Origin of the sequence: Roseateles sp. UC29_93 (assembly GCF_042695725.1) — a bacterium.
Classification (GTDB): Bacteria; Pseudomonadota; Gammaproteobacteria; order Burkholderiales; family Burkholderiaceae_C; genus Roseateles; species Roseateles noduli_A.
Genome location: NZ_CP170545.1, coordinates 2162196 through 2176705 on the forward strand (window position 1 = coordinate 2162196; position 14510 = coordinate 2176705).

Genomic DNA, 14510 nt, shown 5'->3' on the forward strand with positions numbered 1-14510 from the left:
CTCAAAGCAGGGTGGGTCAAGATCGGATGGAAACGGTGGGTCAGGATCGCGTGGGAATCAACAGACTAGACGCCTTACGCCTTTTGGAAGTCTTGTCACTTTCTAGCGCGGTCATGTTGAATCGCCATTTGCTGTGGGATTTCTATCCCGAGTTCGCTGCATAGCCGCTGTTTGTCGCGGAAGGGAACCTTGAACATATGAAGGTGACGCAACGCCATTGAACGGAGCATGGCAATGGCAAAGAGGTTGTTATCCATCTCCTTGCGAAGCGCTTTCACGGAATCAAACGGGATCGGCTCTGGTAGATCCAATTGGTGGGCCATCTGAATTAGCCTGTAGCTAAGCTTCCCGGAATTGCCCGCGACCTCCGAAAGGTTGCCTTTAAGAAATTCACTTCCGATTGCTGTGGAAGCTTTTTGGGTGAAGGCAAATGCAATCATTCCAAGTGCGTCGAAAATAACTTGCCGAGCCATTTGTTTGCGTTGGTACTCTTCTAGATCTCCCCGTGAATCCCTAATTGCCCTTTCGATCATGTCTGAGAGGCTTTCTGTGTGGGCTATCAGTATCTCTGTTGTGCCCCTCAGTCCGCGAAGGCCGCTATGAATGAGTGTTTCGATCAGATTGTTCTTGATCGGATTTTTCGTTGTTCCATAGTGGTTCTTCAAAAATTGCCCAAGAATTTCCATTCCACGGAAGAGTCTGGTGATTGCGGCAGCGGAGCCAAGTTGTTCCTCAGTCTCTGCGACCGATTTAGACGAACGATCTTCCATGCTATCTTGCCGCGCCCTCATCTCGGCACGATGGTCGCGGCCAGGAACGTCATCAAACAATAACGTCGGAACTTCATTGATTAGCTTGTTGATGTTCTTGACGTCTTCAATGAAATCAAAAGGCGTGGCATCCGCAAAGCAATTTACAAGCGAGTTGGCGATCCGTTCGTAGATGACCGGGCTCTTCGTATGGTGGCTGACGAATAGGACAATATTTGCGTTATCTCGCAGATGCAAGTCTTCGCAAAGTGAAGTGATCACATTGTCGACTTCCGGCTCATGCAAATGATCGGCAATATATTGCCCGAGGAACATAAAGTACAGATAGGGATATCTGAACTGGTAAGCGTCGTCGACAGTTATTAAAATCCCAGCCTGGGTTAACTCTCGAAGTCGTTTGCCTGGGGCGATTGGCGTAAATTCGCGAGAATATGCGGCGCTGAAAGCGTGAATTTCTGCGTCGCTAAGCTCTTTCCTCGCACTGGAGTGAAGGGTCCATGCGAGGTTGGAGCAGTAATTGAATACTTCACTCCATTGGTCTCGTTGCACACCAATCGTTTCCAGTGAGGAGGTTATAAGGTAATGATAATAGTGGCCGAGAGCGCTGTTCTGGAGATCAGCGGACCGCTTAGCCTCGGCACTCTGCAAAAGAGTCAACAAGAAAATGGGCACTGCTGGGACCAGTTGTCGGCCGACTGCAGTGGTGAGGTCTTTTTCAGACTTGTCGATTGTCGCCATCCATTCTTGTGATCCCTCCTCTGTAGTCTGACCGATTGCCACCCACCGCCTGATCAATTCATAACGTTTCTTATGGCCGAATTCGCGAATATCGAAATGCTTGAGCTTCTGCAATGCTGGCACTCTGTCCGTGGAAATTAGGTCCAGGGCCTCTGGACCATCCTTTCCCGTGACAATTACCGCTCCAAAATGATTGAAGAGTGTCTCCAGAAGATCTGAGAGAGTTTTGCCAGTCAGATTGGAATTGTGCAGGTCGTCAAGTAATAGTATCTTTTTTTCTTTTGTTTCTTGGTGAAAGTTCGTGTGCTGCGTGCGCAAATATTGCCGATCCAGTGCAAAATTGAGCGCTTTCAACGGCTCGGCGAGATGCTGCCGTTGCAGCCAATTTCCTCGGATATATAGCGGTAGAAAACCTCGTCTGTGGTAACTGCTGAAATATCTGTACAGCAGTGTCGTTCTTCCAAGCTTCTCATCCCCTTTTATTAGCACCCCCGGCGATCCTATATTTTCAAGCGACTCAAACATCGCGGCGCTGTGGTGTCGCTTTACGACGGAGGTGTCGTCCAAAAAGGTCAGATCCGGCCAAACAAATATGTCGCTGAGCGAAAGGGTCTTCTTTGCGGGATGGCTGAATGTCGCACCAGGATCCTCAAGGCTTGCAGCGAACTGGTCGGTCAACTGCATTTGCTGACTTCCCTTTGAAGGGAGTGGTCTAAACGAGCCCCAATCAGATTCATCTACGCTGGCGACATATCGATTCCCGTCCCAGCCCAGCAGAGCGGTTTGATACTTCTCCTCCCGGAGATCCAGCAACACCAAATTAAATGTCGATGTGGCGCCGTCATTGTGTGATTCGAAGAGTACACCGCCTTCTACGAATACGCTCGGGGAGCTATGAATATCCTGCGTCTCACCAACATTCTGATAATGTTCGTGGCCGGTTAAAACGAGATGGCTTTCGCTACGCACCGCATTCTTGAAGGGTTGATATGACGACTGCGCATACCAATTGAATGGGTGGTGGAGTATTGTGATGTTCAATCCCGATTTTGAGCCGTGATTAAACGGGCGCACTGCGGTGTCTGGGAAATGGAGCATCCCCTGCCGCTCTTTAATCTCAGACATCCACGCGACGTTCAAACACCTGATCCCAATACTTTGATTCGCGATTTCAATTCGGTGTTCCCAAGTGAGACGATTGTCGCGCTCTATCGGCAATGATGTAATCGCATCTCGAAAACTGAAGAAGTTATTTTGTACGCTTGTCGCAGCGTCGATTAGCTTCTGCGAAACGTCTTTAACCCCACTTGTCTGGAGCGTGGCCAACACCGCCCCTCTGATTTCGTCGTGGGCGTCGAAGTCAACATCGTGATTTCCAGGACAAACGACTAAATCGATTTTGACTGGGGGCGCTTCTTTCCTCATGCATTCGATCACTTGCGTAATCAAAGCCGTCGCACGTTCGTATTGGTCTTTCTGGCCGCTCCAGACGATGTCGCCCGAGACCGCGATCAATACATTACTAACTTGTGGGAGGTGCGAGAAAGTGGCTGCGGCTATCGCATTAGCCCGTTGCAAAATTGCGTCGGTCTCTTTCCGAATATGGATGTCGCTCAGATGAACGATTAGTAGCTTCTCAGCAGTCATGCGTACCCTCCCTGTTGGTATGCCCGGAAGATTAACGCATTTCGTTACCACTTATGGCCGTGCTGAATGCGGGTTGCGTGGACTACATGCGCACTGCGCCGCCAGGAGCCTTTGTGTCCAACGGTGGCCTCGACACCCCCGACGTGTCCGCGGAATCTGTCCGAGCTGCCATCGCGAGATCCACTGCGGGTGGGAGGTGCGGCGCTCAACGACGCGTTGCGCACGACCATGGAAGAGCGGGAGGATGCTTTGGAGCGAGATGAATCATGGGAGGCGTAGATCTCTCGGCAGCTCAATCACTTGCCCTAAGACGCATCGCCACAAAGTGATCCAGAGCGGCAAGACGAGCTAGCTCAGGATGCTCATATTTCCCGCCCAAGGTCACTCGAACCGCCGGGCCCATCTCGTTCGGCGGAGAAAAGACGAGTACCGCCTGGAACCCACCACCTGGGAGCTCCTCCGCGTCCACGTCTGCATCCCAGTTGTCATCCATCGCGGTAACCCTAGGCTGGACGAGTGGCAGCGCTGCCGGCATCGAGTCTGCACCTTCGTGCTGCTACGCATAATCGGACCCCTCAGGTCCACAGCGACTTCAAGAGGGTGCCCAGCCGAGGCCGCAAGGCGACCGAGCGCTGCATCAGATATCGGCGGGACTACTATGCTCTGCCGCGGCGCTCAAACGTTGAAGTCTCCGGCCTGATTCAAAGGGACAGTGAAGAGCAGCCTCGGGCCCCAACTTCTTCGCAACCTGCTTCCATACGACTGGAGACTACGCTGATCTTTGGTGTGGGTTAGTCCGCCATGTTCTCGGATCACCCTTGTCATTTTCGACCACAGCGCGAGCGACGGCAGCGGACGAGGGCACGGGTGATGGAAGAAGCAAGGCCCATCGTGCTCACCAGAGCTCGGAAGGGCCAGGAGATCAACGATCATCCGTCCGCGCCAAAGCCACCTCCCTTCGACTGTGTCGAGAGCGCCTGGACGCGTTAGGTCGACATAGCAAGGTGCGATGGCGGACAGCTCCGCACCGCAGAACTGGCAGCGGTGCTGACTTGCATAGCCCAGCTTTCCAGCCGGGAACTTGGTCATGTCATGCGGGTACTGCAAGTGCATGCCGCAATGATGGCAGTTGGTCTCCATCAGGCATGAATGCAGTGGGCAGTACCGTCTATCCAAGAACCGCCAAAAAATGGAGAGCGTTCGCGGCTGCCCTTGTCCTAGGCAGACTGGACAGAACAGGAATCTCGGGACCCGAGGTCCGCACCGGTAGAGAACGTCTGATCCAAGTGCGGCAGCTCCAACCCTTCCCATAATTAGATCCGAGAGAGCAAAGGCGGATGCAGACAAGCTGCACCTTCGTCGCAGCTCAGCGAGGCGAGGTCCCCACAGCAGTAGATCTACATCGGAACCTACGGTCAGCCCCAGGAAATCCAACATTTCTCCGATTGAGCAGCCCTGCGCTAGGGCGAGTCGGCACATCCAACCACTTGGCGCTTCGTCCCGTAGCGGTTCAACCATGCCATGCTGAAGAAGTCGATCTGTGGTCATGGCAGGAATAGCGGTAGTTGACCCTTGGGCCGAAGCCCCGCGCGCGTCTTGCTGGGAACGCCGTTGCTTCGAAACACGGCAAGTAGCCACCATGCAATTGCATGATCGGCGCTGCAGGCGTGATCCTTCGCCAGCTCGACGATCGCAGATTGATGCGTCAGCGCGGCGAAGGGCGCAGCATCTTCCGGGGAGGCCTCAATTGCGCGTAGCCGCGCGATTCCCCGGGAAAGCGTCGCCCCTATCTGCTGGGGAGTCGTGCAAGACGCTATCGCCTGACGCGCCGAGCTGTTTGACTCTTCGTAGATCCCTAACGCTTCCAGCACTCGAAACGCGCCGTCCGGGCTGAGATGGTCGAACACAGTGGGTAGGCTGTCTGACATGGAGCACGTGACGCTCTCGATGTTCAACGCTGCTTCCAGCCAAAGCTGCCACGCAAGGACATTTGGTTCAAGAGCAGTGGCGCCAACCGCTTGGAACGGAAACCCGCAGCGACAGATGTCGACATCGGGTCGGTCCCACCCAATACGTTCGCCGCATCGACGGCATGACCAGATTAGGCTGTAGCCATGATGGGGACATCCGACGCTCGCCCGCAGCAGCCAGCTCAGCCGGACGATCCCCGTTTCACGAACGCATTGCGGACACAGCTTCGCATAAAGCTTCGTAGAAGCCACATGGCGACGGAGCCGAAGTCCGGCCAAACGAACCCAGCCTGCCCGGCCGGGTTCGACCATCGCGACCCGCCGGGCCCACTGGTCCGAGTCGACGTTCAGCGCCCAAGCGATTCTTCGGGCGGCGTCCCGGTCGATCGGATGGAAACGAGTCAGGCTCAGCCATTTCATGCCGACATGGAACGCGATGCCGTTCGCTCGAAGGGCACGAAGTGCATATCCAAGTCCCGACTCTCCGTCCGCGAGCTGCAGGCGGACCGGGAGCTGGGTGCGGTTAGCTCTCTCCATAGGGATTAGGGGTCACATTTCCAGGACCACTGGTCCGCTCGAACGCCAACCGAAAATGAGCTCTAGTGACTGCGGTTTTAGAGTCGTCGACCGCGACGAGAACCGCCTCAGTGATGAGTCTCTTCACGGATCTCCTGCAACCGGCCGTCGCCACAAATGTGGCGGCCCTTACAGACGTCTCGTTGAGCGAGCTGAGGTCGATGACCTTGAAGCGGGAGAACTCCCCGAGGAAGGCCCCCCAGTTACCGTCGTTCTGGAACGGAGCCAGAGTCAGCCGAACGGAGACTCGGTCGGCGAGCGCACGGTCGACGCGCTCCAGGTGTTGAAGTCGATGATCAGCGAGCAGTACAAGGGCCACGTTCGCCCGATCCATCAACTCTCGCAGAAGGTTTCCTGCTGAAGTGTCGCGGTCATCGAGAGACCGCTCCTTGCCGCGGACGGCAAGGCATTGGGCTTCGTCGACAAACAGGATCCGCGTGCCCTTGTGCAGCATCGCTTCGCAAGCAATATCGCGCATCGACGCCATCCGCTCGGGTCGCACGATGGTGAATGGATGTCGCACGGCGCTGAGGACTTGGGAAACAACGAAGCCCGCCGAGGCAGCTGGCCGCATCCGGACATAGAGCGCGCCGAAGCCGTCGACGATGTCCGCCGTCGGCGGAAGCGAACGCATGAAGTAGTCCGCGATGCTCGTCTTAGAGGAGCCCGGAGGGCCCGACAACAGGACGCCCTGAGGGATTCCCAACTCGCGCGAAAGTTGATAAACCCGATCGAACGAAGCGAGAGCCGTCTTCAGCTCGGGGAAGAGGATGTACTTGTAGGCCACATCGCGTGCGATGGCGATGGCGCCGGGCGAGTACATCGCCATGCGTCGTGCCCTGACCTTGCGTTCCTCTTCGGGCCAATCATCACTGGGATCAATCACATCGAATGACATATGTCCCCCCCTCAACCGAGCTCGATCGTTTCGAAGTCCTCGGCGCACAGAGGCATGGGACTAGGACCAACGGGTGGTGGTGAACTCGACGCTGGTAGCTGCGCGGATGCTTCGGAAGCGGTCAGAACGCGCGCTGACGAGTAGCCAGCGAACTTCGCCGCTGTGGATCGATCTACGCGGCTCTTCCAGGCGACCGAGTCCATCCAGTGACCGTGGAGACGCAGGCGCGCTTGCTCCAGGTACTCAAGAGCTCCGTTGTTCTTGAGCTCTTGGCGAGCGAACTTGCGGATCATCAGATGCTGGTTCCAGCTGAGTCCGCGCGTGTACTCGGGCCAGCGAGACGCGCACGCCAACCAAGTCTTGGCGATAGGGTCCTGAACCCATATCTGGTCAATCTCGTCCGGATCCCACTTCACCAGCGCCTTGAAGCGCTCGCCTAGGTGTCTTCGCATCGGCAAAAGCTCGGCACCGCCGTAGGGGATCCCGTGAAGCTCTACGCCGCCTGGCCCGACAGTAAGCTGCTTTGAGAGTCCCGAAACCTGTCGAAGCGCTTCCATGTCCCGAGGAAAATGCACTTGTGGCCGTCGTTCGATGCCCTCGGCGAACAGATGGTAGGGGCGAGCCATCTTTCTCTGGTTGATCTGGAACGGGTGAACATCGACGACGAACTGAACAATGCCCTGCACGAAGTCGGAGAACATCACCGCGGCCCCTTCGTTTGGGTCCACCTCCACCACGTTGGCCACCCGCTTGTGAATGCGGCCGGCGGCAAGCGTGATCGAATCCAAGGTGGAGAAGAACCGCTCCACATGTGGCTTGAGCCACGGCGTCCGAACCCGGCAGTACGTGAAGTTCATGCCGAGTTCCCAGCCCATCAGCTGGAACACGGGGCTATGAAATTCCAGTCCGTTATCGAGCATGAGCTGATCGGGGACACCATGTGCAATCCACGCGTTCTTCAAGCCCAAGCCGCGCGTGATGTCGTCCTTCACCCTGATCGCCGAGCGCAACGCGCCGGAAACACTGGTGAGGCCCGCGCCGTAGAAGCTCACATAGAAGCCGAGCACATAGCTTGAGTAGGCGTCGATCAGGACGGTAAGCAACGGGCGTCCTAGAGGTAGGCCGGTCCTGTCGCAGACAACGACCCAGTTCATGGGGGTGTGATCGACCTCAACGCGCTGGAGGGGATATTCCGCTGCCGCTCCATCCATGCTTGTCCGGCAAACCATGCGGGCTCGCGCGGATCCTTGGCGTGCTTCGATGACACGATATCGATCGAGCGCTGCAACACGGCGACTCAGCGTTGCCAGGCTGACGCGCGAATCCATGGCATCTAGCTGGCCAGCGCGTACCCGACGCGCCGCTTCAGCATGGATCATGGCCTGCGTATGTACGAGCGAGTTCCGTGCGCGGGTCAGATATACGCGCTGCAGTGTTGAACCGATGATCTGTTCCATCGCGCTGGCGATTCGCGATGGGGCTTGATGTACCGCCCGTTTGTCGAGCAGCGCCCCGGCATAGCCATCGGCGGCTTTGAAGCGGCGCGCCCACGCCATTACCGCCGATGTGGATGGCTTCCTGGAATCTCCGATCCGGCTGGAGACGGCGTCGATCACGCGAGCAACCCGCGGACGGTCGCCATATGAGACATGCGCCTTGTCGAGCCCGGTCACGTAGGCCAGCCGGCGTTCAATACCTTTGCGAGCCGACGGCTTCAGGGAGGCTAGCTGTTGAATCGACAGAGTTCCATCGCGGGGAGCGCCCCGAGTCGGAGCGGGGTCCTGCAAGGTCATCCGGCCAGACCAAATCTCGTCGAGGAGTCGGGTCTTCTCGTACAAGGATTGACGCCGAGTCTGGCAGTCTTCAAGGGCAAGTTTTCCATCGGGCAGCTCCCGGACCAATTCCAGCGTCCGCGCGCCACGGCGAAACATCAAGCCAGCTTGCAAGCAGAACGTCATCGCTCTTCTCCAGTAGGTTCGGGAGGGTGATCAGGTCATCAGGACTGACGCGGTTTTTGAACGTCAGTTGTCGACGTGCGAGAAGGTGATAGATCAGCTCGCAAGGAACGGACGCAAGTTCGACGAGCGCCCTGATGGGCAGACCAAGCGGCTCAGATCGAATCCGATCCAGCACCCGTTCGATGCCCGCGGCGCTCGGCTGGTCCCTTTCGTAGCGCTGGAGGAGTGCTGCGAACCGATGACGGTCATGTTTGCGCAGTGATACGTTGGACACCGCGTAGAAGCGGAGGCCTTGCTTGCCCAGTTGCTGTGCCGCTTCGTTGAACAGCGGGCGGTACTGATCAAATCGAGAGGCGAGCTTGATCTCCCAGTACGAGGTCTCACTGCTGTGGAACTCGATGAGGAAGTCCGGTGTGTACTGACCGCTGCTTAGCTGCAACGTGCACGGTTGCGCAACGACCTGTCTCACGGTAGGGCACAGCGCTGCCAGGCGGACGAAATCTGCCTCAGTTGAAGCCTCCGCCTGCACCGGTGATGCCAGTGAGCGGATGTTGAGGAGATGGACGGTGCGCGGCGTGGTTGGCTTGATGAGCCTGCGGACCGGGGCGTTCATGACACCGCTCCCCGGGCGTCGCAATCACACGGTGGCCGCGTCTCTGATGGCCGGTCGATGAATCCGCTGTTGAATGGGCGCGGGCGCCCAGTCTCGGGCATGTGCATGGGCAAATCCGTTCGAGAACGAAGGGACGAGTTCGCCCAGCTACCCAGAGGCTTGACGCCTCAAGGCATGCGGCCCATACTAACCACACAAGTCCGCACTTGCTCTGGTCTTCGGGCCGGACGAACAAACCCGAGGTTGGCGCCTCGGGTTTTTTCGTTTCTGGGCGGGCAAGGGTTGAGCGGTTTCTGGGTGTGGCGGTCCTTCCGTTGAAAAAGTGATTGCTCAGTACCGGCTCGCGTTCATTCGCATCGGCTGTGCTGCGCGGATGCCGTCAGCCCCCTGCTCGTCAGATGCTTGGACGGGGGCAGAGTTGCGGCGGTCACGACGGTTTCGTCGTTCAACATGCAATCAGCTAGCCACCTGACTACATCCTGTGTCAGAGCGAACTTGCCGCGTCGATTCTTGAGATTGAAAAGCTGCACGCCGACCTGGTTCCGCAGAACAGCTTGGCGCATAGCGGCCGCAGAGGAAAAGCCCAAGGCCTGCCGTAGCGCCGTGCCACCCATGATCGGTCCGTAGCGTGTCGCCATCTGACGCAGCATCTTCTGCGTCGTGTTGGTTTGTTGCGCTTGGTTCATGCTTGGCTCCGTCGGACATGGCTGATCGTAGGAACCAGAAGAGCCAACGTCCAGGCACAAAATTGCTCCCAGCTTTCGGGACGGCACGCTAACCTTCTACGCATGCAAGTTGTTGAATCGGCGGAGCTTTCGCTGACTGACTTCGCACTCCGGGCTGGTTTCTCGTTAGCCGGAGCTGGTTTTTCGCGTCCAAGGCGAGACATCACATCCGCGCTGAAGACGGTGTTTTGGACTTACAGCCTGTGCCGACTGACGAAAACCCCTCGGCCATACGGACTCCAGCAGCGGTTGGAGCCAGAGAGCTTGTGGCGCGATAGCGAAGGAAATCGCCGGCGGCGTAATCGGTGGCCAGAATTCGCCAAAGGACTGAACGAGCCCCGCGGGTTCCTGAAGCAGATCGAGGAGGCGTGCCCGGGTTCAGGTAGCTGTCTGGAATGCCCACTTTGGGAGGGCCTTGCGGAGGGGCCTCTCCCGATGCCGCAGATTGAAGGTCTGGCTAGGAGGCTCAGCACGCCTGTTAAAGCACTGTTGGAGCGGAATGGGCTTTGGCCTGGCAAACAGGGAAAGCCGGTCCCTAAGCTCTTCGACGGAAAGTTCGCTGCTGCATTAGAGCGCCGCGCATGCTTGGACGCGCTGGCAGCAATCATTCTTCTAGTCCGTGCGGCGCATGCAAGCGATCGTCCGGAGATCGCTTACAAGTGGGGTCGACAGCTGTGGCGGATGTGGGTGCTGCTTACTCCCATGCTGGTCAAGGGAGGCATCGCCCGGGCCCTGGCAGAGCTGATTCAAGAACGAATCATGCCGATGGCGTGCTATGCGGGTGCTTGCTATGGCTTTCCGGACGGTACGGTTGTGGAGGTCGCCCGAGAATTCCCGAAGGCTTGGCGGTCGTTATTTGCGCTGGAGCGTACCGGCACGTTACGAGGCGCCGCGCGAAGGGCTCGCATCGGGCCGGACTTGCTAGCTGGACAGCACGGTTGGGACTATCACTTTGCTTTCCATCCCATTCCGCTGCTCGACGGTGGAGAAGCTCCTTGGCAACAGTCCCGACAGGCTGATCCCGATGTTGACCATGCAGTTCAGTGCCTATGGCTGCACAGCTGGGGGAAAAACATGCTCAAACAGGGGCGGCACCCCGCTTACCCGGCTCGCGCTGTGTGGGATGGTGCTGATCTGCACAGCAGGTCGTCTACGCCCTTGATCATGTGGGGCGTCAAGACGAACAAGCGTTGGCGGGTGACGCGCCTATGAGCTCGGTAGCCGCAACCGATTCCGCCGCAGCAATGTCGTCGATGCCCACTCTGTTGGAGGTTCGCTCCGGTGGCAGATTCAGCCGGTCTCGCGGCTAGACCGACTTGAGCAGGTCATCGGCTGGCGCCTGGTAGTCAGTTCAGACTCGAATGCAAAAAATTCGAGATCGAATGAGAACCGACAGCGGTCCCGCGGCAGCCTCCCGCTTCATCCCCCCCTTTCTGCAGTCTGTCGCCCCCCGCTAGGGGAGAACGGGGGTGCTTGATATGGTGTGCTACATCAGCAACACACCGGCGCTTCCGCGCCCCGCGTCATGCACAGCTGGAACGATCAAGCGCCGATCTATCAGCAGCTCGCCGACCGACTGGCGTCGCAGCTGCTCGACGGCGATCCCCCCGAAGGCGAAGCGCTGCCATCCGTGCGCACGCTCGCCAGCCAGTACCTCATCAACCCGCTGACCGTCAGCCGCGCGCTGCAGGCCCTCGTCGACGAGGGCCTCGTCGAGAGCCGCCGCGGCCTGGGCATGTACGTCCGCGACGGCGCCCGCATCCGCTTGCTGCATACCGAGCGCGAGCAGTTCCTCCAGGAGGAATGGCCCCGGTTGCGGGAGAAACTTCGCCGCCTGGGCCTCCGGCCCCAGGACCTGAATTGGGAGGACGCATGAAGACGCTCATCGAGGCCAGCCACCTGAGCCTGAACTACGGTCGCAAGGCCGCGCTGCAGGACCTGACCTTCACCATCCCCGCCGGCCGCGTCGTCGGACTGCTCGGCCACAACGGCGCCGGCAAGACCACGCTGATGAAGACCCTCGTCGGCCTGAAGCGCGCCGAAGGCGAGCTCCGCGTGCTCGGCCTGGATCCGCATGCGGATCGCGCCCAGCTCCTGACCTCGCTCTGCTACATCCCCGACGTGGCCGTGCTGCCGCGCTGGGCCAAGGTCTCCGAGCTGATCCGGCTGATGGCCGGCCTGCAGCCCGCGTTCTCCGCCGACCGCGCCCGGCAACTGCTCAAGCGCACCTCGGTCACCGAGAACGACAAGGTCAAGCAGCTCTCCAAGGGCATGGTCACGCAGCTGCACCTGGCGCTGATCGCGGCCATCGACGCGAAGCTGATGATCCTCGACGAGCCGACGCTCGGCCTGGACGTGATGTCGCGCAAGAGCTTCTACGAGATGCTCATCGACGAGTGGTGCGACGGCGAGCGCTCGGTGCTCATCTCCACCCACCAGGTCGAGGAAGTCGAGACGCTGCTGTCCGACGTGCTGATGCTCGACGAGGGCAAGCTGGTGCTGAACATCTCGCTGGCGGAGATGGACGAGCGCTTCGTCGCGCTGTCCCATGACCCCGACGCCGCCGAGCTGGTCGCCGCCAACCATCCGCTGCTGCGCTACCGCGTCCAGGGCCGGCCCGCCGCGCTCTTCGACGGCGTGCCGCCCGATGCCGTCGCGCATCTGGGCCAGCGCGTGCGCCCCAGCCTGGTCGACCTGTTCATGGCGCTGACCCGCAAGCCCGAGCGTCAGGCCACCGAAGCCTGATAGCCCCTCTACCAAGGACCCTCCCATGACGCTCTTCAACACGCTGCTGCTGCGCGAGTGGCTGCAATACAAGCGGGCCTGGATCGGCCTGGTGCTGGCGCCCGTGCTGGTGCTGCTGGCGCTGGTGCCGTTCAGCCAGGTCGACGGCATCGACGTGCCCAGCCCCGAGCCGGTGGCGCTGATCGCCGGCCTGCTGACCGTCGGCCTGGTGCTGGCGCTGGCCCTGGCCGTGTCCGTCTACCAGCTGATGGGCCTGGCCCGCCGCGACCAGCAGGACCGCTCGATCGAGTTCTGGTCCTCGCTGCCCGGCAGCCATGCGGCCAGCATCGGCGCGCCGATCGTTGCCCACGGCATCCTGGTGCCCGTCGTCGCCACGCTGCTGGCCCTGGTCGGCGGCGCGATCGTCGGGTCCGCGATGGCGTTCAAGGAATTCGGCCTGGCCGCGCTGCAGCAGACGCAATGGTCGGCGCTCTTTGCGGCTACCTTGTGGCTCGGGCTGCGGCTGGCGGTCGGGCTGGTACTCGCGGCGCTCTGGCTCTCGCCGATCGTGCTCGCGCTGATGGCGGCCTCGGCCTGGCTCAAGCGCTGGGGCGCGCCGCTGCTCGTCATCGCGGTCGCGGCCTTCCTCAACATCTACAAGAACGAAACCGCCGCCGAGGTGCTGCGCAACGCGCTGATCACGCAGGTCGCCGGGGTCGGCGCATCGCTGGTCCAGACCGGGACCAGGCTGGTGATCGACTCGGACCGCGAGGGCCATCTCAACATGCAGGACTTCTTCGACATGCTCTACCGCTTCCCGGACTACGCCCGGGAGGGTTTGCCGCAGGTGCTGCAAGCCGCGTGGCATCCGCAGTTCGTCGGCGGCCTGGTGATCGCGGGCCTGTGCTTCTGGCTGCTGGTCCTGCAGCGCAAGCGCAGCCTCTGAGCAGACAGGAAGCGCCCGCCGAGGGCGCTTCCTTCATCCCATCGTCGGGAAGGGACTGACGCCGATGATCAGCCGGTGCAGCCCCATGACGAGCGCGATCCAGGCGACCACGCCGATCGCGACCGAGATCGCCGTCCCCGTGGCGGTCCCCGCGGGCGGCGGCGGAGCGCCACGGCGCCGGGCCGATCGGAAGTCCAGGATCGCCCAGGCCAGGAAGGCGCCGAACAGCACGAGGTCCGCGACGGTGTTGTTGGCCAGCAGGTGACCGAAGGCCCACAGCTTCACGGACAGCAGCATCGGGTGATGCAGCTTCGCCTTGATGTGGTTGCGGGGCACCTGCGAGGCCGCCAGCAGGATCAGCGAGGGCAGCATCAGCAGCCCGGCCAGATGATTCATGCCGCGAGGCGTCGCCCACAGCGGGTGCGGATCGAGCCGCGCCTGCCCGTAGCCCCAGATGATCAGCAGCAGGCCGATCACGGAGAGGGCGGTGTAGCTGAGCTTCCAGCGTTTCTCGCCCCACGCGGCGAGGCGGACGTCGCGCCAGGCCGGCGCGACGATGCGGACCGAATGCGGCCCGAGGAAGAGGATCAGTCCGAGGATGAGTGCCCACATGGTGAAGTCGCTCCTTTGCGGCGCGGACTATGCGCCTGCCGGAAGGACATCACCAGTGCCTGACGGATCAAGAGACCCTTGTCGCGGACGGCTGGAATGCGGGAGAAGCCGGCGTCGTGGCGGCGGGCTCCCCGGTCGGGGCACGGACCTGGCGCAGATCGCCTTCGGCATGGTCGAGCCACGCCATGGCCGCCAGCAGGGCCAGCACCGCGACGGCGATGCCGATCGCGGGCAGCAGCAGGCGTCGCCAGCGGTGGGCGGCAATGGGCGGCTGTGCGGGCACCGGCGGTGCGGCGCCGTGGAGACGGGCAGGGGCTTTCATGGCGGAACTCC

At 60.2% G+C, this 14510-nt stretch carries 14 protein-coding genes; 4 read left to right on the plus strand and 10 right to left on the minus strand.

All coding sequences use genetic code 11. From position 1 onward, the window contains the following. Positions 1-95: 95 nt before the first annotated feature. The 8 genes from ACFJIX_RS10080 to ACFJIX_RS10115 all read right to left on the minus strand — a co-directional run bounded on the left by ACFJIX_RS10080 (position 96) and on the right by ACFJIX_RS10115 (position 9856). Positions 96-3155 carry a metallophosphoesterase gene (locus ACFJIX_RS10080; RefSeq protein WP_377159610.1) on the minus strand — a complete coding sequence of 1020 codons (3060 nt, stop codon included), beginning with the start codon at positions 3153-3155 and terminating at the stop codon, positions 96-98. A 292-nt stretch (positions 3156-3447) separates the two neighbouring features. Next, positions 3448-3648: a hypothetical protein gene (locus ACFJIX_RS10085; protein WP_377159612.1), complete on the minus strand. Its 201-nt coding sequence runs from the start codon at positions 3646-3648 to the stop codon at positions 3448-3450. A 182-nt stretch (positions 3649-3830) separates the two neighbouring features. After that, the gene (locus ACFJIX_RS10090) at positions 3831-4796 is read right to left on the minus strand and encodes a TniQ family protein (protein ID WP_377159614.1); all 966 of its coding nucleotides are present in this window, start codon (positions 4794-4796) and stop codon (positions 3831-3833) included. Beyond that, positions 4700-5662: a TniQ family protein gene (locus ACFJIX_RS10095; RefSeq protein ID WP_377159616.1), complete on the minus strand. Its 963-nt coding sequence runs from the start codon at positions 5660-5662 to the stop codon at positions 4700-4702. The genes ACFJIX_RS10090 and ACFJIX_RS10095 overlap by 97 nt, the downstream gene beginning before the upstream one ends. After that, on the minus strand, positions 5649-6599 hold the full coding sequence (locus ACFJIX_RS10100) for a TniB family NTP-binding protein (RefSeq protein WP_377159618.1): 951 nt from the start codon (positions 6597-6599) through the stop codon (positions 5649-5651). Before ACFJIX_RS10100 ends, ACFJIX_RS10095 begins: the two co-directional genes overlap by 14 nt. Before the next feature lie 11 nt (positions 6600-6610). Further along, positions 6611-8557, minus strand: coding sequence for a transposase (locus tag ACFJIX_RS10105; RefSeq protein WP_377159620.1), 1947 nt, complete (start codon positions 8555-8557; stop codon positions 6611-6613). Next, positions 8463-9170 carry a hypothetical protein gene (locus ACFJIX_RS10110; RefSeq protein ID WP_377159622.1) on the minus strand — a complete coding sequence of 236 codons (708 nt, stop codon included), beginning with the start codon at positions 9168-9170 and terminating at the stop codon, positions 8463-8465. Before ACFJIX_RS10110 ends, ACFJIX_RS10105 begins: the two co-directional genes overlap by 95 nt. A gap of 347 nt (positions 9171-9517) precedes the next feature. Continuing rightward, the gene (locus ACFJIX_RS10115; protein ID WP_377159624.1) at positions 9518-9856 is read right to left on the minus strand and encodes a hypothetical protein; all 339 of its coding nucleotides are present in this window, start codon (positions 9854-9856) and stop codon (positions 9518-9520) included. Between the two features lie 474 nt (positions 9857-10330). On the opposite strand from ACFJIX_RS10115, the gene ACFJIX_RS10120 reads away from it, so the two are divergent. The 4 genes from ACFJIX_RS10120 to ACFJIX_RS10135 all read left to right on the plus strand — a co-directional run bounded on the left by ACFJIX_RS10120 (position 10331) and on the right by ACFJIX_RS10135 (position 13565). After that, the gene (locus ACFJIX_RS10120; RefSeq protein WP_377159626.1) at positions 10331-11107 is read left to right on the plus strand and encodes a hypothetical protein; all 777 of its coding nucleotides are present in this window, start codon (positions 10331-10333) and stop codon (positions 11105-11107) included. 313 nt (positions 11108-11420) lie between these two features. Beyond that, on the plus strand, positions 11421-11771 hold the full coding sequence (locus ACFJIX_RS10125) for a GntR family transcriptional regulator (protein WP_377159628.1): 351 nt from the start codon (positions 11421-11423) through the stop codon (positions 11769-11771). After that, positions 11768-12640, plus strand: a complete 873-nt coding sequence (locus ACFJIX_RS10130) for an ABC transporter ATP-binding protein (RefSeq protein ID WP_377159630.1) — start codon at positions 11768-11770, stop codon at positions 12638-12640. The genes ACFJIX_RS10125 and ACFJIX_RS10130 overlap by 4 nt, the downstream gene beginning before the upstream one ends. 25 nt (positions 12641-12665) lie before the next feature. Next, positions 12666-13565 (plus strand): hypothetical protein, encoded by a 900-nt coding sequence (locus tag ACFJIX_RS10135; RefSeq protein ID WP_377159632.1) that lies wholly within the window; start codon positions 12666-12668, stop codon positions 13563-13565. A 33-nt stretch (positions 13566-13598) separates the two neighbouring features. Here ACFJIX_RS10135 and ACFJIX_RS10140 read toward each other — a convergent pair whose 3' ends face one another. Further along, a complete protein-coding gene (locus ACFJIX_RS10140; protein ID WP_377159634.1) occupies positions 13599-14177 on the minus strand; it encodes an NnrU family protein in 579 nt (192 codons plus the stop codon). Between the two features lie 67 nt (positions 14178-14244). Further along, the gene (locus tag ACFJIX_RS10145; RefSeq protein ID WP_377159636.1) at positions 14245-14499 is read right to left on the minus strand and encodes a hypothetical protein; all 255 of its coding nucleotides are present in this window, start codon (positions 14497-14499) and stop codon (positions 14245-14247) included. Positions 14500-14510 lie beyond the last annotated feature (11 nt).